Here is an 18,174-nt window from a genome sequence, read left to right as displayed (position 1 = left end):
CGCCCTGGCCGCTATCGACGCGTTCTGGGGCTGTGGCGATTAGCCGCCGGAGGCCGGGGCCGCCTGTGGCGCCCGGGCCGTCCTGCCGCCATGCCACATTTTTTCATTCACCGAATTTTGCCGCGCCTTTCCGATATCCGGAGTCACGATCAACCATCTCCGGTTAGGACGGAGCGTGCCGGGCAAGCCTTTAGGTGACCGGCTGCGAAAGGAGGACACCGTGGAGGCCACTATCGCGTTGCGTCTGCCGCGTGACGCCGCCAGCGTTCCCGTGATCAGGCAACTTCTCGACGCCTCGCTCCGCGCCCTTGGCGTGGTGTCCCAGATCCGCGAGGACATCCAGCTCATGCTCTCGGAGGCGTGTTCCAACGCCGTCAAGCACGCCACCCCCAGTGACGACTACATGGTCAGCACCGAGCTGTCCAGGGACCGTTGCGTGATCAAGGTGGTGGACGCCGGCGACGGCTTCGACTTCTCGGGCCCCGCCTTCCCCGCCCCCACCTCCGAACACGGCCGGGGCCTGCTGATCATGCGCGCCCTGGCCGACGACATCCGTTTCGTCAACAGGCACGAGCGGGGCTCGATCGTCTGCCTGGAGAAGACCCTGCGCTTCGTCAAGGGCGCGCCCGGCCTGTCACTGCTGCTCAGCGAGGAGCTTCAGTTCCAGCAGGGCGTCCCTGAGATAGTCGGTGACGGCCCAGACATCGGGAACCATCTCACGGCAGGCGATCACGCCGACGTCAAGTGAGCCGTCGTAGGAGAAGACCGTGATGTTGAGGCCGCCACTGGCGTCGGTCACCACCGAGACGGGGTAGTACGACAGCAGCCGGGCACCGCTCACATAGAGGGGGAGTTGCGGGCCGGGCACGTTGGAGATCATCACGTTGATCGGGCCCGCGCTGTCAGCGAAGAGGTTGAAGGCCGCCCGGGAGGCCAGGCCGGTCAGCGCGGAGGGCATTATGTCGCTGAGCTCCTGAATCCAGCTGACCGGTGCCAGCGACGAGCGATCCTTGATCAGCCGCATCGCGTCACGTACCGCCAGCAGTCGTTCCAGTGGGTCGGCCACCTGCGTCGCCAGTGTGGTGATCATGATGGTGACCTGGTTGCCCACGCGCCGGTCACCGGGGACGCGGAGCGAGAACGGCACCCCCGCGACGAGAGGCTGCTCGGGCAGCGCGTCGTGCTTGATCAGCCACTGGCGCAACGCCCCGGCGCACAGGGCCATCACCACGTCGTTCACCGTGACGCCGAGGGCGTTCTTGACCAGCTTGACGTCCTCCAGCGGCAGGGCGGCGTAGGCGAACCTGCGGTGCGCGCTGATCCTGCCGCTGAAGGGGGTACGTGGGACGGTCATCCGCGGCATGTCGGGTACCTCCGCGGTACCCGACAGGCGGTTGGCCAGTTGCCGGGTGAGCCGCGAGACCAGCCCGGCCCCGGGCACCTGGGAGATCAGGGGGATCTCGTCCAGATGCGGGACGGCGTTGATCAGGAACCGTACCGTGTTGGCCGGGTTGACCACCGCCTTGACGATCCCCCTGGTGACCATCTCCCGCGTGTCGATCCGCTCCTCGGGCTCGGCCGCGGGCGCCATCTCGACCTCGGCGGGCTCGGGGGAGGTGTCCAGCAGGCTGGCCAGCACGTCGGCACCGGTGACGCCGTCGACCGCGGCGTGGTGGACCTTCGTGTAGAGGGCCGTACGGTCGCCGGCCAGACCGTGGATCAGATACATCTCCCAGAGCGGCCGCCGCCGGTCGAGGCAGCGGGCGTGCAGCCTGGCCACCTGCTCACCCAGCTGCTCGTCGCTGCCCGGGCCGGGCAGCGCGATCTCGCGCACGTGGTAGTCGAGGTCGATCCTGGAGTCCTCGGTCCAGTACGGATGGTCCAGGCCGAACGGGACGGAGACGAGTCGCATGCGGAAGGGCGCGGCCAGGTGGAGCCGCCGGGCCAGCAGCGACACCAGGTCGCTCCGCGACAGCCTGCCCGACAGGATCGCGAGCCCTCCGATGTTCGCGACGTTCGTCGAGGTCTCGAAATTCAGGAACTGCGCGTCCACCGCGCTGAGCTGCCGCATCGTCTACCTCCGGGAAGTCGTTCCTCCATCCTGCTCCCGTGGTGTCGTCAGAGCCAACGCCGCGAGTGCGACGAGGACGACCACCGACACGATGACCAACGACAGCGGGATGAGCATGAGCACGATGACGACGGTCATGATCTCGCTGATCAACTGCGGCATCGCAGAGCTGTGCCCGGATTGTCCGGCCGTTACACCGCATTCCAGCGACCGAGCTTCAGCGCGAGATGAAGTTCTAACCTGTGGGTTCCGTTCTTGAGGTTGCGGGCGGCCAGCTGCTCGATTCTGGTGAGGCGGTAATAGAGGCTGGTGCGGTGCAGGTGGAGCAGCCGGGCGGTCTCCTGGGCGTCTCCCCCGCTGTCCAGGTAGGTCTCCAGGGTGACCAGGAGTGCCGGATGCTCCCGCAGAGCGTCAAGCGGACCGCCGAGCGTGCCGGGAGTACCGGGAGTACCGGCGACCGGCTCGGCGAGCAACCGGTAGACGCCCAGGTCCGGCCAGTGGGCGACCGGCCGCAGCGCCGGTTCCGCCGCCGCCGCCCTGGCCGCGGTGAGCGCCTCCTCATGTGCCCGTACGGCTGACTCAAGCCCCGGGTGCGGTGCGCTGACCCCGGCGCCCGTGCGGGCCCGCGCGGCCAGCCGCTCCCCCAGCGCCGTCGCGTCCTCGCCACGGTTGAGCAGCAGCACGGCGTGCCGGTCCAGGATCGTGAAGGCCGGCGGCCGGCGCGTCCTGGCCAGCTCCGCGCCGACCGCCTCACGCAGGGAGGCCGGGTCGCCCCGCAGCGCCAGGACGCGCAGCGGCCCCTCCCCGAGCACACCGGCCGCACGCCGCACACCGATCTCGCCGGTGAGCAGGAGGCTCAGGGTGTGGGAGCTGCCGCCGTCGTCGAGCAGGGCCGCGATCGCGGCGGCGTCGCGCACGGCCCTGCCCTGCTCCTGCGGGTTCAACGGACCCGGGCCCTCGATGATCCACAGGTAGCCGACCCGGCGGTCCTGGTGGAGCAGGGGCACGCAGAGCCGGGCCGCCATGCCCAGCGAGGGATTCTCCGGAACCCTGACCGGCTCTCGGGTCGAGGCCACCCCGTGCTTCTCCTGCCAGGCCCCCACCGCCGCGGGAACCGACCGTGACAGAATGGCGCGGGCCCTGACCTGGTCGACCTCCCCGTGATGGGCGCTGTGCGCGACGACCCGACCCTCCAGGTCGTCGACGGACATACCCCTGCCCACGCTCGCGGCCAGCGCCTCCAGCAGATCCTGAACATCATCCGCGATCACGTTCCAATCCTACAGATGTAGGAAGGATCTCCGCTGGCGGAACGATGACTCCCCCCGGCACTGGCCGTAGCGTCACAGTATTCGTTTTGGAGGGGTCCACCTCGTGAGAGCCGCCTGACAGCCCTGTGAAAGGAGCTTCGTGCAGGAGCGCAGCCGTGTCGCCCCGTGGGCACCGCCCCGGGCGCAGCCGCGCCTGGCCGAGCTCGAGGCCGAGGTGTCGGGGCTGAGCCTGGAGGCGGTGACCAGGCTGGTCGACGCGGTGCTGGCCGAGCACCGCGGCCGCCTCGACGAGGACGGTGTGGTCCTGTACGCGGGCACCAACACGATGAGCGAGCGCGCCAGGGCCGCCCATGAGATCTCCCTGGGCTGCCGGCCTTCGATGGGCTGGCCGGGGGACAAACGCCAGACCGGCCTGGAGGAGCTGGACGTGCTGGAGGTGCTGGTCCCGCTCCAGATCGCGGCGCTGATGGGCGGTGAGTTCGCCGAGGTGCGGCTGCAGAGCGCCACACTGGCCAACCTCGCCTGCTACAGCGCGTTCGCCGGCCCCGGCGACACGATCGCGGTGCTGCCTCGGGCCGCCGGGGGCCACACCAGCCACCACGCCCAGGGCGCCGCCGGGATCCGTGGCCTGCGGGTCGTCGACCTGCCCTACGACGCCGGACGGCTCGACGTCGACCACGCGGCCCTCCCGGCGTTCCTGCGCGAGAGGCGACCCGCGCTGGTGGTGCTCGGGGCGAGCCTGATGCTGTTCCCCCACGACGTGGCGCGGGTGCGGGCGGCGTGCGACGAGGTGGGCGCCCTGCTGCTCTATGACGCCTCGCACGTGGCGGGACTGATCGCGGGCGGCCGGTTCCAGCGACCGCTGGACGAGGGCGCGCACCTGATGACCATGTCCACCTACAAGTCCTTCGGCGGGCCACCTGGCGCGGCCGTCGTGACCCGCGACGAGGATCTCGCCCGACAGGTGGCGGCGGCGGCCTACCCCGGCCTGACCGCGAACTACGACGCCTCCCGCCTGGCCCCGCTGGCCGTCGTCGCCGCGGAGCACGCCGAGGGCGGTTCCGGGTACGCCGACCGCTGCATCGCCAACGCCGGGGCGCTGGCCGCCGCGCTGGACCGCGAGGGCTTCACCGTGATCGCCGCCCATCGGGGCTGGACCGTCTCGCACCATGTGGCGGTGGACGCGGGCGCGTTCGGCGGCGGGGACGAGGCCGCCCGGCTGCTGGCCGAAGGGGGCGTCTACCTCAGCGGCATCGGCCTGCCCGGCCGGCCTGCCGAGGAGCCCAGGCGGGGCCTGCGGATCGGCACCCAGGAGGTGACCCGCCGCGGCTTCGGCCCGGACACCATGGGCGAGGTCGCGGCCCTGATGCGCCGCCTGCTCATCGATGGCCAGACCCCCGCGAAGGTCCGCCAGGACGCACTGGCCCTGCGCCGCGCCATCCCATGATCCCGGACCGGCCCGCTCGACCCCCGGGGGTGCGCCCCCTGGCGGGCCGGTCCGCTGAATCCTTCCCCGACCGTCTCCCCCCGCGCGTCCCTTCCTTCGGGAGAGACCCGCGAGGTGAAGGCGGGCGGAGCCTCAGACCGCGCGATGGTACTGGTCGGGCCAGCGGCCTTCGGCTGCGCCGAGCTCGCGGGCGGCGTGGTTCGGCCAGTACGGGTTGCGGAGCAGCTCGCGGCCGAGCATGACGGCGTCGGCCTGACCGGAGGCGATGATCTCCTCAGCCTGCCGGGGCCGGGTGATCTCTCCGACCGCGCTCACCGGCAGGTCGGTCTCGGCCTTCACCTTCGCCGCGAACGGCACCTGGTAGCCGGGGAAGGCGAGGAGACCCCTGCCCGGCGATCGAACCGGGGATCACCAAGTCGACCACCACGCACCACTTCCGGGTGCTGCGCGAGGCGGATGTGATCAACCAGGTCTACCGAGGAACCGCCAAGTTGACATCCTCCCCTCCCCGAAGGGAGAGGATTCCCACGGTCGCCCGTGAGAGTTCCTGCTTCACCGCCGGTCGCCCGCCAGGAGGAATCCCCCTTTGAGGTCTTACACCGGCTCCACAGGCGTTTCACCTCTCCGCCAGCTCGTCGGTGTGCTTCCACGCCGTCAGCATCGCCGACGACTCCACATAGGAGACACGGCGCCCTTCAAGGGTGTGAGCGCGGCTCCGCTCTTGCAACGCCTTGTTGTAGACCAGGCGGACGCAGCCGAATGTCCGGGCAAGTTCCGCGGCGTGCTCGGGGGTCGGGTAGAAGCGGAACTTGAAGGCCCGCTTCGCTGTCTGCGCCATGCCTCAAATCCTGCACGCTCGGTTAGGCCTCGCACAGGTGTTCGACTCCCAAACCTGCGGCCCCAGGCTGTGTTTCCTCCCCGCCCTGAAGGACGGGGTCTCCACACTGGAGGTATTTGATGAACGCGCTGCGCCGCCGCGACCTCGACACGCTCTTTCCCGGACTCCTCGACGCCGTGCTGACCGCCGACGCGGTCCAGCGGGAGCGTGACGGTCTGCCGGCGACCTGACTCGGCCCGGCTCAGCCCGGCCCGGTGACGGTGCGGCCCGCGGCCGGGACGGCCGGGCGGGACTGGGGGAACCACGGGACGGAGTACCGTCCTGTCATGTGCCGCAGCATCAAGACCCTCCGTGAGCCCTACGCCAGCGACGTGACCGACGACGACGTACGAGCCGCCGCGCTCCAGTACGTCCGCAAGGTGTCGGGTTTCCGCTCCCCCTCGGCGCGCAACGCCGAGGCCTTCGAAAGGGCCGTGGACGCGGTGACCGCCGCGACCCGGGCCCTGCTCGACGAGCTACAGCTGAAGCAGGTGTCCCAGGACTGACCGGAGACGTCTGCCCGCCCACCGGCGACACGGGGGTGCCGGTGGGCGGCCGCCGGGCTTACCGGGCGTCGGTCAGTCGCGCACGTTCGAGGAGCGGAAGAGCCTGCTCGCGAACATGACCACCACGCCCACCAGGCCGATGATCAGAGCCCACTTGAGGAGCGTGAACAGGAAGCCCAGAACCGAGCCCAGCAAGATGAAGGCGATCACCACGGCCGCCACGATCAGAAGAATTCGTCCCATGCCCTCAACGCTAGGCCCTGGCCGGGCCCGGCGGCAGACCCGCGAGCCGATGTCAGGGACAGGCCAGGGTTATCCCTCAGACGGGCCCCGGCCCCGTCCCCACCCGGGACGCTCGATGGACACGACGGCCCGCCAGGGGCGACGGCTCCCCCGATCCGGTGAGCAGGTACGCCGGGAACGTGCCCGCTCATCCGGATCGAGTTCGTGACCCTAGAGGGCGGAGCGGCCGCCGACGAGGGGAAGGGTGACCGAGCTGGCGCGGGGGTCGACCGAGACGGCGGTGCCCGGGGGCAGGCGCAGCGTGAAGTCGCGGTCCGTGGAGATGAGCACGACGCCGATCCGGTGACCGGCCTTGACGACGTAGTCGCCGGGCTGGAGGTCGAAGCGGAAGTCGTAGAAGCGGTCCTCGCGCAGCAGTTCGGTCCTGGCCGCGGAGTCGCGGTTACGGACGTCCAGCCAGCCCCTTGTGATGATCTTGTAGGCGGCGGTCACCGTGACGTGCTCGGCCAGCCGGGCGCAACCGGTGTCGCCGGGCACGCCCTGGCCGTAGCAGACCTGGGTGGCACCGTAGGCGACGTCGCCGTAGGCGCGGGCGTCGGTGCCGTAGTCGACGAGCAGCGCCGTCAGGTATGGCGAGCGCCCGCCCTTGAACGCGGCCCGCACCGAGACCTCCGGGGTGCCGGACAGGCGCGCGTCGCGGGCCAGCGGACTCGACAGGTAGGCCAGGCGGTTGGGGTCGGTGCTCTCGGTGTTCTCGACGAGCTGCTCGGCACCGCGGGTGCTCTGGTCGACGAAGGACTCGACGACGGCGCGGCCTCGGGGGCGGTCGGCGCCCAGGGTGCCGTTGCGGCCGTCCTGCCCGGCGGCCAGCTGGAGCCGTACGTCGCGGGTACCCGGCAGCGGCCACGAGGCGTGCTGCGCCCACTGCCCCGGACCCGACTCCACGTCCGCCTGCGGCTCGTCCATGATGCCGTTGCGCAGGCCGTACAGGTGGAAGTCGAACCAGCGGTGGAGCTGGCGCAGCCACTCGGCGTTGCGCCCGGCGAAGGAGAACGGGTTGAAGTGCGCGCCCTGGTGCAGCCAGATCTTGCGGGGCACGTTCCGCTTCGCGAGGGCGTCCCACCACTGGACGGCCTGCTTGGTCTTGACGTTCCAGTCGTTGAGGCCGTGCACCAGGAAGACCGCCGCGCGGACCTTGCGCACGTCGTTGAGGTAGTTGCGCCGGTCCCAGAAGTCGGAGTAGTCGCCGGTGACCCGGTCCTGGTCCTTCTCTATCCGGTCCATCAGCGCGCCGCAGGCCTGCTGGGCGTTCTGACGGGTCAGCACGTAGCGGGCGAGCACGTCGGCGTCCTCACCCTGGTAGCCGCCGGGGGCCAGCACCCCGCCGTTGGCCCGGTAGTAGTCGTACCAGGAGGAGATGGCCGCGATCGGCACGATCGCCTTGAGGCCCTTGACCCCGGTCGCGGCGACGGCGTTGGGCAGCGTGCCGTTGTAGGAGACGCCGATCATGCCGACGTTCCCGGTGGACCAGCCGGCTTTGACCTCGTTGCCGGCCGCGTCGAATCCGCGGGCGCGGCCGTTGAGCCAGTCGATCGCGGCCTTGGGACCCGCGGTCTCGTTGTCCAGGCCGGTGGTGGGACAGCCGGTCGCCCGGCCCGAGCCGAGGTTCTCCACCAGCGCGATCGCGTAGCCGCGCGGCACGAAGTAGTTGTCGTAGTAGCCGCGGAAGGGCGGAGCGACCGCGCGGGTCACGTCGGAGCCGTCGCCGAACATCTCATCGTGCAGGTCGTTGAACTTGTTGCGCCGGTACTCCATGCCCGCGGGGTCGGAGCCGTCGAGGTCGACGACGTGGTTGGGCACGTCGTTGCCGCCCGCGTAGTAGGGGCTGGCCTCCATGATGACCGGGACCTTCATCCCGGAGTCGGTCTCCTTGGGCCGCATGATGTCGACGGCGACCCGGTCGGGGAGCCCGTCGGCGTCACTGTCGACCCCGGCGACCTCGACGAACACGGTCTCGGTCAGCGCGTCGGCGCGCGAGTAGACCGGCTGGGTCTCGCCGTTCTCTATCAGGGGGGCCGCGGATCGGGCGGCCACCGCGGGTGACGCGGCGGCCGGCAGGACACCGGCCGGCAGGATGACCGCCAGCGCGACGATGATCGTCTTCCATCTGTTCATCGAGGAAAGCTCCCAGAGGGTCGCATAAACCTGACAACTCCGGTCAATCTCCTGCGAAGCAATCTTGACCTGCAAGATCAAAGATATAACGAATAGGCGGCTATCTCGCGTTAAGCGAGAGTTCCGGGGTGTATTCGGGGGAATCGGCCGCCGCCGGGCCTCTCACGTCCCACTCCCGGCCGCCCGCGGGACGCCGTGCGCCCTTCGGATGGGAGGTGTAAAGCAACCGGTCGCCGCGCCTGGACTCACCCCCTCCCCGCCCGCGGAACCCCCATGCGCGCATCGGGCGGGAAGGGTGCCGTTGAGGCAAGGATCAAGGAAGGTTAGCCTTACTTCATGCCTTCCCTCGATACCGGTGAGACCGGCCCGATCGTCACGGTCAACTCGGAAGAAGAACTCCGCCGGATCGTCGGCGAGGTCGGCGAGGTCGTCCTGCGCAAGGACATCGGCCACCTCGACGAGCACGCCCGGGACTTCATCGCCACCTCGCCCTTCCTGCTGCTGGCGACCTCGGGATCCGACGGCACCTGCGACGTCTCCCCGCGCGGCGAGGAACCCGGCGGCGTGCTGGTCCTCGACGACCACACGCTGGTGATCCCCGAGCGGCCCGGCAACCGCCGGCTCGACAGCCTGCGCAACATCGTCACCAACCCGCAGGTCGGCCTGTTGTTCGTGGTGCCGGGCACCGAGGAGACCCTGCGCGTCAACGGGCGGGCGCGGGTGGTCAGCCAGGCCCCGTACATGGAAGGCCTGCGGGTGAAGGGGAAGGTTCCCACGCTGGCGGTCAGCGTCGAGGTGCGGGAGTGCTTCTTCCACTGCGCCAAGGCCTTCCGGCGCTCGGCGCTCTGGCAGCCGGAGCGGTGGCCGGACCGCGGGGCGCGGCCCACGCTAGGCCGGATCTTCAAGGAGCAGCTGGACCTGGAGTGGTCGGCCAAGCTCATCGACGACGACCTGAGCATCGACGCCCGCGAGAACCTGTACTGACGGCGCGCACCCGTTCGGGAGGCGCTCGCGCACGCTCAGAGTCTCGGTGCGGGAGGGAGCGACGGCTGTCGCGGCCGGCGGCCCGTCTCGCCGCCGCGCAGCAGTTCCCACCAGCTCTCCAGCAGCGGGACGTCGGCGGTGTCGACGCGCTCGCCCGGGCGGGGCACGGCGAGGCGGACGTCACGGGCCTTGGCCTCGCGCCAGAGGCGGTCGACCGGTTCGGCCCAGGGGTGCGTGGCCAGGGTGAAGGTCGCCCAGTGGACCGGGAGGAGCAGCCTGCCGCCCAGGTCGAGGTGGGCGTTGACCGCCTCCTCCGGGTTCATGTGGATGTCGGGCCAGGCGGCGTTGTAGGCGCCGATCGGCATGAGCGTGAGGTCGAACGGGCCGTGCGCGGCGCCGATCCCGGCATAGCCGTCGAAGTACCCGGAGTCGCCGGCGTAGAAGACCTTCCTCTCCCGGCCGGCGATGACCCAGGAACCCCACAGGGTGACGTTGCGGTTGAGGGTGCGACCGGAGAAGTGACGGGCGGCGGTCGCGACGAACCGCAGGCCCGCGACGCTCGCCTCCTCGTCCCAGTCGAGCTCGACGATCCGCGAGGCGGGCACGCCCCAGCGCTCCAGGTGGGCGCCGATCCCCAGCGGCACCAGGAACGGCGCGGTCTGCAGCGTGAGCAGGCCGCGTACCGTCGCACGGTCGAGGTGGTCGTAGTGATCGTGCGAGATCACGATCGCGTCGAGCGGCGGGAGGCCTGCCAGCGGCCCCGGCAGCGGGTGCAGGCGCCGCGGGCCGACCAGCTGGGAGGGCGAGGCACGCCTGCTCCACACCGGGTCGACGAGCACGCGGCGGCCCTCGATCTCCAGCAGCGCGGTGGCGTGACCGTACCAGATGACGCTCAGCCCGGTCAGGGACGGCCCGCCCACCGGTGCGGTCACCACCGGGACCGGCGTGGCCGGGCGGCGCTCCTCGCGGTTGTGCAGCATGTTCCAGGCGATCTCCCGCGCGCTCTGCGGCGAGGGTACGAAGACGCCGGGCGTGGAGTTGCGAAAGAGGCCGTCGTGGAACTGCGGCGAGCGGCGCATCCGCTCCAGCCGCTCCCCCCTGGCCCTGCCCCCGAGTTCCGCGGGGATGTCCTTCAACGCCCACCCGGCGGCGGCCAGTGCCAGCCCGCCCATGAGGAGACGCCCGATCGATCTGCTGCCCGCCATGCGGCCCACGCTCCTGAAGTCGCCAGTGCCTGCAGAACGATCTCGGCTCCACGGCTGTTCCCGTCGCCTTGGGCGGGACCCGCCCAGCGTCGCGACGAACGGGGACCGGAAGGCATCATGAGGAACGATCCCGGCTCCGCCGCCGCTCCCGTCACACCATGGGCAGGACCCGCCCGGAAGCATGAGAACCCCTGACCGGAGGGCATCGCTGGGAGCGGGACGCCGCGCGGCGACTTCACCGGTCACCAAAGAAGACGAACAGTCCCAAAATATAACGTCATACTGTAAAAGTAGCGATCATGTAGTTATGAAGGTACAAATGCCGCGCACTGTCATGGAGGCCGAGGCCATCCAGGACGAGCTCAGAGCACTGCTCGACCTGACCGGTCCCGGTCCCCGTAGTCCGGCCAGGGTCGCGGGAGTGGACGTCGCCTACGACAGGGACCGGCTGGCGGCGGCGGTGACCGTGCTGGACGGGACGACGCTGGAGATCGTCGAAGAGGTCGCCGTCAGCGGGAGGGTGGCCTTCGACTACGTCCCCGGGCTGCTCGCCTTCCGGGAGGTTCCCGCCCTGCTGGACGCCCTTGAGCGGCTCTCCGTGACCCCCGACCTGGTCGTCTGCGACGGATACGGCCTGGCGCACCCGCGCCGCTTCGGCCTGGCCTGCCACCTCGGCGTGCTCACCGGACTGCCCACGATCGGGGTCGGCAAGACCGCCTTCGTCGGCACCTATCCCACGCCCGCGCCCGAGCGGGGCTCGTGGGCCGACCTGACGCTGGACGGCGACGTCGTCGGCCGCGTGCTGCGCACCCGGCACGGGGTCAAGCCCGTCTTCGTCTCCGTGGGGCACCGCGTCGACCTCGCCACGGCCTGCCACAACGTGCTGAACCTGACACCCCGCTACCGCCTTCCCGAGACGACCCGCGCCGCCGACCGGCTCTCCCGCGAGGCACTGATCGAAAACTGTCGTCCGGACCTGGTTGAATCCGCTCAATACCACGAAATGGGATGAAGTGAGCGACAACGAGTGGGCCGAGGACGTCGACGCGTGGTGTGACACCAACCTGGCGCGGATCCGCCGGCGACTGGCGAGCGGGTTTGATCCCGGGCAGTGGCTACCGTGGCTGCGCACGACGCCCCTGCACCGGGCCGCCCAGGAGGGTGCCGTCCAGGTGATAGAGCTGCTGCTGGCCTCGGGCGCGGAGGTCGACCCCGTCGACGCCGACGGCGCCACCCCGCTCTGGGAGGCCGTGCGCCACGGCTGGGACGACGCCGTGCGGGTCCTGCTCGCCGCGGGCGCGGACCCCTGGCGGCCGTGCATCGCGGGCCGCTCCCCCGGCTCCCAGGCGCTCTTCACCGAACTGGCCGACCTGTTCGCCCAGCTGCCTGGGGCTCCCACCGTCAGCCCCAGGCTCCGCGAGCTCCAGGACACCGTCGACGCGATGATGTTCTCGTACGAGGACTACAACGAGGGACTGTGCGTCGCCTTCGTCGGCGAGGTGACCGAGGAGGAGGTCATCCGCCGCCTGGGCGCCGTGCCGGAGTCGTGCCCGCCGCTTTCGACCGGCGAGCTGTGGAGCGCCGAGCACGCCTCCCCCGTGGAGGTCCTGCGAGTGGCCAGCCCGCCGGGGGGTGGGGTGGTGCTCTTCCAGTCCGACGGCATCCTGCCGGTGCACGACGGGGTCGGCCGTGCCGTCACCTCGGGCGGCGGGGTGCTGGCCGGGGCCTTCCCGTTCGCCAGCGCGTCCGTCGACATCTGGCGGGACGGGCTCCCCGCCGGACGGCCCTCGGTGCACGAGCAGCTCTCCGACAGCAGCATGGTCGAACTGTGGATGTGCCGTTTCGGCGACTGCGGCGCCCACCCCTCCACCGCAACCGAGCGCACCCTGGGCCTGATGACGCTGCTGACCTCCACCTACATCACCGAGGAGTGGCTGTGGAGCGCTCCGATGAGACTGGTCCCTGTCACACTGCGGTGAAGTGGGTAGAGTCGCACAACGATGAGAATCCACACGATCACCGCGCTCTGGGAAGACATACCCGACGATGCCGACGACCTCGTCCTGGTACGCGGCGGGTTCCGGGTCTACCTCTGCCTGTGCGGCAGGCCACTGGCCGACAGGGCCGCGGCCGAGCTGCACGCGTCGGAGACCAACCAGTGCACCACCTGCCTGGGCAGCACCGTCGAGAACATCGTGCCCGACTTCTCCCAGCAGTGCACGGCCTGCGCCGGAACCGGCCGGCGCAGAGCGCAGCTGACCTGGCAGCTCGCCCACGCCGAGGCCGAGACGATGATCACCGTCGAGTTCGTCCGCGGACTCATCGCCGGCTTCACCGAGCCGTTCCGGCTCTCCGAGGTGGCCGACCTGGTCCGCGACACCCTCAACCTCCCGGTGGGCCGGCTGCCGGTCGGCCCGCGGGTCCGCGACGTCCTGCGCACCCTGGAGGCGAGGGGCGAACTCGTGCTGCTCTCCGCCCCCGACGAACTCCTGCGCGGCACCTCGGTCATGCTCTACCGCGACCCCTACTGGGAACACGCCACCGGCTGAGCGTCCTTCGCGGCTACATCTTCTCCGCCGCCGCGAGGTAACCCGCCAGCATGGCCAGCGCGACATCGCGTACCGCGTCGTCGCCGGGCAGGAAATCGGCGCTGTGCATACGTACGTCCGTGCCGTCACCGACCCCGACGAACATCATCAGGCCGGGCAGCACCGCGGAGAGATAGGAGAAGTCGTCGGCGCCGAAGGAGAGCAGCGGCCGCGAGAGCGTGAGGCCCAGGTGGGTCAGGTGGGCACCGGCTCGGGTGGCGAGCCCGGAGTCGTTGTACAGGACCGGCTCCCCCCGGGTGATGCTCACCTTCGCCTCGCAGCCGTGGGCCCGCGCGACCAGGTCCGCGACCTCCTCCAGCCGGGCGTGCACCTGGTCGCGGATGCGCTCGCTCAGCGCCCTGACCGTACCGCCGGCCGTGGCCTCGTCGGGCACGACGTTGGCCGCGCTGCCGGCCGCCAGCGTGGAGACGCCGAGGACCGCCGAGCTGGTCGGGTCGACGTCACGGCTGACCACCCGCTGCAGGGCGACGACGACGTGCGCGAGCGCGAGTACCGGATCGCTGGTCAGATGAGGGTAGGCGGCGTGCCCGCCGCGACCCCTGACCACGACCGTGAACTCGTCGGCGGCGGCGTTCACCGTGCCGGGGGTGGCCGCGACCTCGCCTCGCGGCAGGGTGGGCTGGACGTGCGCACCGATGATGGCGGTGATCTGGTGCTCCGCCAGCGACGGCGACCGGGCGATGTCGTGGGCGCCGGAGGGGTAGGTCTCCTCGCGCGGCTGGAGCATCGCGACCAGCGGGGGCGCGCCGGGGGTGTCACCGACCGCGTGGCAGAGCGTCACCAGGGCGGCGAGGTGCACGTCGTGCCCGCAGGCGTGCATGCGGCCCGGCCTCCCGGACGCCCAGTCGACGCCGGTCCGCTCGGTCACCGCCAGCGCGTCGAGTTCGGCCCGTACCGCGACCGCGGGCCCGGGGCCGCCGACACGCACCAGCGCGCCCGTACCGGCCACCGCGTCCACCGGGCGTCCGGGCAGCTCGGCCAGGATCAGGTCGCGGGTCGGCCCCTCCTCCCCCGACAGGTCGGGGCGGGCGTGCAGCCGGCGGCGCAGCTCCGTCGCGGCGGGCAGCCGCCGCTCCAGTGCCGCCCGGAGCCTGGCCTCGACGGAGTCGACGGCCGAGCCGAAGGCAAGAGGCTCGATCATTTGGCCGGGTCCAGACCGTAGACGCGCAGGGCGTTGTCCACACCGATCATGGTGGCCACCCTGACGGCCTCCTCCTCGGCCCACTCGCCGGCGTCGACCCACCCGCGCAGTGCCCGGCCGAGCCCGCGGCGGAACAGGTGCGCCCCCAGCATGTGCAGCTCCGCCGGGCCCCAGGCGTCCGAGGAGAACAGGATCTTGGCGAACGGCGCGAGTTCCAGCGACTCGGCGATCAGCGCGTCCGACCGGCTGCCGGTGTAGTTGACGCCGAGACCGACGTCGAAGTAGACGTGCGGGAAGACCTGCGCGAGATAACCGGCGTTGCGGTGGTAGGGGTAGCAGTGCAGCAGCAGGATGTCCACGCCGTGCGGCTCGATGAGCTTCAGCCAGCGGGTGAGCAGCAGCGGGTCACACATGTGCAGTTCCACATCGGGGTCCCCGTAACCGGCGTGCAGTTGCAGCGGCAGCCCGCGCTCCACCCCGGCCCAGAGTCCGAGGCGGAGCAGCACCGGGTCGTCCACCCGCCACTGGCCGCTCGCCTCACCGGCGGACAGCCAGCGGCCCGCCGCCAGGGCGACCTCCCGGTCGCCGGGTGGTGCCGGGTCGAAGGCGAAGCCGTGCCGGTAGGCGACGATGCTCTTGAGGCCGACGGCGTCGGCGGTGCGGCGTTCCAACTCCTCGCGGAAGCGGCCCGGCAGCTCCGCGGCCGAGACCCCCGAGGCGGCCACCTGCTCCAGCACCCGCTCGATGCGGACCACCTCGTGCGCGGGCCGCCCCGACGCCTCCGCCATCCCGGCCGGGTCCAGGACGTCGTCGCCCCGATAACCGGTCTCCAGCAGGAAGCGGCCGATGCCGCTGGCGGCCAGTAGCAGCCGGTTCACCTCGGCGGCGCCCAGTTCGGTGCGGCGCGCCAGGTATTCCTCCGGTGCGGCGTGGGCGGGCAGGCCGAGGACCGGCGCGCACCAGCGGCGGATCGCGAAGCCGAGCTGGGAGTCGAACTGGGTCATGAACGCCGGGATCGGCCGGTCGGACTCGGTCACCAGCGTCTCGAACTCACCGCGGCCCAGGTCTCCCGAGGAGGCACCGTGTACATGGTGGTCGACCAGGGGCAGGGTGGCGAGCACGCTCTCCAGGTCGCCGGCCGCGTCCCCGGAGAAGTTCTCAGTAGACATCGGCGACCTTCCGGCAGAGCTCGTGGTCGGGCAGTCCTTTGACGCAGGCCAGCTCGGCCCGTCGCACGGCGAGGAACGTGTGGAGCAGTTCGTGGGGGAACCAGCCTCGGGCGACCTCGTCGGCCTCCAGCGCGGCGAGGGCCTCAGGCAGGGAGCCGGGGAGCGCGGGCTCTCCGGCCAGGTCGGCCTCGGTCGCGGTCTCCGGCCACACCCGGGCGGGCTCGGCCCCGGCCAGTCCCGCGAGGCCGGCGCGGATCAGGACGCCGAGCACCAGCCACGGGTTGGCCGTGGCGTCCGCCGCCCGGTACTCCAGGTGGAGCTGGCCCGCGGGGTCTGCGCCGCCGATCTCGACGGTCGGCGCGATGCGCAGCAGCGCCTCGCGGTTGCGCTCGGCGAGGAAGACCCCGCCGGCACTCCACCGGTGCGGGGTGAGCCGCAGGTAGGAGCCGACGCTGGGCGCGGTGACGGCCACCACCGCACCGGCGTGCCGCAGGATTCCGGCCGCGAACCTGGCCGCGGTCGAGGAGAGCCTGCCGGGTGCTCCGGCGTCGAACATCACCGGGCCGCCACCGACCTCGCGGAGCGAGAAGTGCACGTGGACGCCGTTGCCGACGCCCGCGGGGTCGGCCAGCGGGACGAAGGTGACCGAGTGCCCCCGGCGGCGGGCGAGGTCGCGGACGAGCTCGCGCAGCAGGACCGCCCGGTCGGCGGCGACCATTCCGGGGGCGGGCCGCAGGGTGATCTCGAACTGGCCGTCCCCGTACTCGGGGAGCCAGCTCTCCGGCTCCAGCCCGGCCGTCTCCAGCAGCGCGACCAGGTCGGTGCCGAACGGCTCGGCGCCGCGCAGGCGCTGGAAGGAGAAGGGCGGCGCCTCGGCCTGGCCGCCGAGCATGAACTCGTGCTCGAAGGAGACGTTCACCTCAAGGCCCGCGATCTCCCTCAGGTCCGCCAGCGCGCGGGCGAGGAAGCCGCGCGGGCAGCCGGGCCAGGGGCTGCCGTCCAGGCCGGTCTGGTCGGCGAGGTAGAGCCGGGTGCCCGGCACCGGGCCGTCGGCGGGCAGGTCGACGGCCGTCGCGGGGTCGGGGAGCAGCCTCAGGTCGCCCACCGAGCCGAAGACGTTGTCGTCGGCCAGGTGGCCGAAACAGGTCAGCGCCAGATCGGCGGGGACCCATCCCACTCCGGTACGCAACGTCTGGTCCAGCCGGGCCACCGGGGTAGCCCGGCCCCGCACCTGGGCCGCGAGGTCACAGGTCGCCACGAAGGCGGTCCCTGTCGTCATCGGCTCTCTCCTCCCAGTCCGGTCCGCCCCTCGCGTCCCGGCCGCCCTAAGTGAAACATATGATTCACATGTATGGTCAAGGCGGCGGAATGAAACTTAGCATGCGTGTTACCTGGTAGCCCTGACAGAAACGCCCAGGTCATATGTGTCGAGCCGGCAGGAGGCCGCTCCCGCCCGGCATCACCGGAAGGCATCCCATGACGGACAGCTTCTCTCCCGGCAGGCTCAACGGGACGGTCGTCCTGGTCACCGGCGGAGCCCAGGGCATCGGCCGGGGCATCACCGGGGCGTTCCACGAGGCGGGGGCGACGGTCGTCGTCGCCGACCTCGACGAGACGCGCATGGCGAGGGTCACCGCGGAACTCGCCGCCGTCCCGGGCGGCTCACCGGCGGTGGCCTCGGCGGTGCGCCTGGACGTGCGTGACCCGGGGTCGGTGACCGCCGCCTTCGAGCAGGCGACCGCCCTGCACGGCGGAGTGGACGTGCTGGTCAACTGCGCCGGGGTCTATCCGAACACCCCGGTCCTCGACATGACCGCCGCGGAGTGGGACGAGGTGTTCGCCGTCAACGTCCGCGGCGTGATGCTGGCCTCGCAGGCCTTCGCCCGTACCTCCGGCTCCCTCGGGGGCGGGCGCCGGATCGTCAACGTCTCCTCCGGTGCGGCCCGCTCGGCCCGGGTGGGCGCCGCCCACTACTGCTCCTCCAAGGCGGCGGTGGAGATGCTCACCAGGGTCCTGGCGCTGGAGTTCGCCCCGTCGGGGATCACCGTCAACGCCGTCGCCCCCGGGCTGATCGAGGTCCCGGCCACCGTGGCGCTCTCGGCCGAGTACGTGGCGGCACTGGTCGCCGGGCAGCCGGTGCACCGCATGGGCACGCCGGCGGAGATCGCGCGGGCGTGCGTGTTCCTCGCCGATCCGGACTCCTCCTTCATCACGGGGAGTGTTCTCGACGTGGACGGAGGCTTCCTGGCCGGAACGGCCCTGCCGCCGAGCTGATCCACGTTTTACGAGATCAGAGCGGTACGACGGATCGAGTTTAAGTAACAAACCTTTTACAGGTCTAGCCTTTGCCGCAGGATGCAACGTACGTTTCAATTGTCGACAGTGACAGAACGTTGCAAAGCAGGCATGTGACGCCCTCCGGCATGTCCCGCATGCGTTCGTCCCCTCGTCCCCTCGTCCCACAGACGCAGAGAGG

18 protein-coding genes and 1 pseudogene are annotated in these 18,174 nt (G+C 71.1%); 8 read left to right on the top strand and 11 right to left on the bottom strand.

All coding sequences use genetic code 11. The features are described 5' to 3' along the window. Positions 1–220 precede the first annotated feature (220 nt). Complete coding sequence (locus tag ABZU75_RS10845) at positions 221–748, top strand: ATP-binding protein (RefSeq protein ID WP_355551859.1); 528 nt, start codon at positions 221–223, stop codon at positions 746–748. Here ABZU75_RS10845 and ABZU75_RS10840 read toward each other — a convergent pair. From ABZU75_RS10840 to ABZU75_RS10830, 3 genes are read right to left on the bottom strand one after another with little or no spacing between them, the layout of a single operon-like run. Further along, entirely contained in the window at positions 635–2,071 is a 1,437-nt protein-coding gene (locus ABZU75_RS10840; protein WP_355551856.1) for a wax ester/triacylglycerol synthase family O-acyltransferase, read from the bottom strand. The genes ABZU75_RS10845 and ABZU75_RS10840 overlap by 114 nt on opposite strands. A 3-nt stretch (positions 2,072–2,074) precedes the next feature. Beyond that, positions 2,075–2,233 (bottom strand): hypothetical protein, encoded by a 159-nt coding sequence (locus ABZU75_RS10835; protein WP_355551853.1) that lies wholly within the window; start codon positions 2,231–2,233, stop codon positions 2,075–2,077. A gap of 29 nt (positions 2,234–2,262) precedes the next feature. Then, entirely contained in the window at positions 2,263–3,342 is a 1,080-nt protein-coding gene (locus ABZU75_RS10830; protein WP_355551850.1) for a helix-turn-helix domain-containing protein, read from the bottom strand. Positions 3,343–3,481: 139 nt separating this feature from the next. Here ABZU75_RS10830 and ABZU75_RS10825 point away from each other — a divergent pair, with 139 nt between their 5' ends. Continuing rightward, positions 3,482–4,789, top strand: a complete 1,308-nt coding sequence (locus ABZU75_RS10825; protein ID WP_355551847.1) for an aminotransferase class I/II-fold pyridoxal phosphate-dependent enzyme — start codon at positions 3,482–3,484, stop codon at positions 4,787–4,789. Positions 4,790–4,921: 132 nt separating this feature from the next. Here the strand turns inward: ABZU75_RS10825 and ABZU75_RS10820 are convergent, their stop codons facing one another. Next, a complete protein-coding gene (locus ABZU75_RS10820; RefSeq protein ID WP_355551843.1) occupies positions 4,922–5,146 on the bottom strand; it encodes a tRNA-dihydrouridine synthase in 225 nt (74 codons plus the stop codon). A gap of 268 nt (positions 5,147–5,414) precedes the next feature. Next, positions 5,415–5,627, bottom strand: a pseudogene (locus ABZU75_RS10815) (helix-turn-helix domain-containing protein); the annotation flags it as partial. A 326-nt stretch (positions 5,628–5,953) separates the two neighbouring features. Between ABZU75_RS10815 and ABZU75_RS10810 the strand changes: the two are divergent. Continuing rightward, on the top strand, positions 5,954–6,172 hold the full coding sequence (locus tag ABZU75_RS10810) for a DUF2277 domain-containing protein (RefSeq protein ID WP_350927548.1): 219 nt from the start codon (positions 5,954–5,956) through the stop codon (positions 6,170–6,172). Positions 6,173–6,244: 72 nt separating this feature from the next. Here ABZU75_RS10810 and ABZU75_RS10805 read toward each other — a convergent pair whose 3' ends face one another. Beyond that, positions 6,245–6,415 (bottom strand): hypothetical protein, encoded by a 171-nt coding sequence (locus ABZU75_RS10805; RefSeq protein WP_169750237.1) that lies wholly within the window; start codon positions 6,413–6,415, stop codon positions 6,245–6,247. Between the two features lie 210 nt (positions 6,416–6,625). After that, complete coding sequence (locus ABZU75_RS10800; RefSeq protein WP_355551838.1) at positions 6,626–8,590, bottom strand: Xaa-Pro dipeptidyl-peptidase; 1,965 nt, start codon at positions 8,588–8,590, stop codon at positions 6,626–6,628. 336 nt (positions 8,591–8,926) lie between these two features. Between ABZU75_RS10800 and ABZU75_RS10795 the strand changes: the two genes are divergently transcribed. Then, positions 8,927–9,574, top strand: a complete 648-nt coding sequence (locus tag ABZU75_RS10795; RefSeq protein WP_355551835.1) for a pyridoxamine 5'-phosphate oxidase family protein — start codon at positions 8,927–8,929, stop codon at positions 9,572–9,574. Between the two features lie 35 nt (positions 9,575–9,609). Here ABZU75_RS10795 and ABZU75_RS10790 read toward each other — a convergent pair whose 3' ends face one another. Then, positions 9,610–10,779, bottom strand: a complete 1,170-nt coding sequence (locus ABZU75_RS10790) for an MBL fold metallo-hydrolase (RefSeq protein ID WP_355551832.1) — start codon at positions 10,777–10,779, stop codon at positions 9,610–9,612. 307 nt (positions 10,780–11,086) lie between these two features. Between ABZU75_RS10790 and ABZU75_RS10785 the strand changes: the two genes are divergently transcribed. From ABZU75_RS10785 to ABZU75_RS10775, 3 genes are read left to right on the top strand one after another with little or no spacing between them, the layout of a single operon-like run. Beyond that, entirely contained in the window at positions 11,087–11,791 is a 705-nt protein-coding gene (locus tag ABZU75_RS10785) for an endonuclease V (RefSeq protein WP_355551829.1), read from the top strand. A gap of 1 nt (position 11,792) precedes the next feature. After that, positions 11,793–12,758, top strand: a complete 966-nt coding sequence (locus tag ABZU75_RS10780) for an ankyrin repeat domain-containing protein (protein WP_350964459.1) — start codon at positions 11,793–11,795, stop codon at positions 12,756–12,758. Positions 12,759–12,779: 21 nt separating this feature from the next. After that, entirely contained in the window at positions 12,780–13,328 is a 549-nt protein-coding gene (locus ABZU75_RS10775) for a hypothetical protein (protein WP_355551825.1), read from the top strand. Positions 13,329–13,341: 13 nt separating this feature from the next. Here ABZU75_RS10775 and ABZU75_RS10770 read toward each other — a convergent pair whose 3' ends face one another. From ABZU75_RS10770 to ABZU75_RS10760, 3 genes are read right to left on the bottom strand one after another with little or no spacing between them, the layout of a single operon-like run. Continuing rightward, on the bottom strand, positions 13,342–14,529 hold the full coding sequence (locus ABZU75_RS10770; RefSeq protein WP_355551822.1) for a M20 family metallopeptidase: 1,188 nt from the start codon (positions 14,527–14,529) through the stop codon (positions 13,342–13,344). Beyond that, positions 14,526–15,698 carry an amidohydrolase family protein gene (locus ABZU75_RS10765; protein ID WP_355551819.1) on the bottom strand — a complete coding sequence of 391 codons (1,173 nt, stop codon included), beginning with the start codon at positions 15,696–15,698 and terminating at the stop codon, positions 14,526–14,528. The genes ABZU75_RS10770 and ABZU75_RS10765 overlap by 4 nt, the downstream gene beginning before the upstream one ends. Further along, complete coding sequence (locus ABZU75_RS10760; protein ID WP_355551816.1) at positions 15,688–16,977, bottom strand: glutamine synthetase family protein; 1,290 nt, start codon at positions 16,975–16,977, stop codon at positions 15,688–15,690. Before ABZU75_RS10760 ends, ABZU75_RS10765 begins: the two co-directional genes overlap by 11 nt. Positions 16,978–17,174: 197 nt before the next feature. On the opposite strand from ABZU75_RS10760, the gene ABZU75_RS10755 reads away from it, so the two are divergent. Further along, positions 17,175–17,972, top strand: a complete 798-nt coding sequence (locus ABZU75_RS10755) for an SDR family NAD(P)-dependent oxidoreductase (RefSeq protein WP_355551813.1) — start codon at positions 17,175–17,177, stop codon at positions 17,970–17,972. The last annotated feature ends 202 nt before the right edge of the window (positions 17,973–18,174 follow it).

Source organism: Streptosporangium sp. NPDC005286, assembly GCF_040607515.1.
Classification (GTDB): Bacteria; Actinomycetota; Actinomycetes; order Streptosporangiales; family Streptosporangiaceae; genus Streptosporangium.
This window is presented reverse-complemented; position numbering and strand designations above follow the sequence as displayed.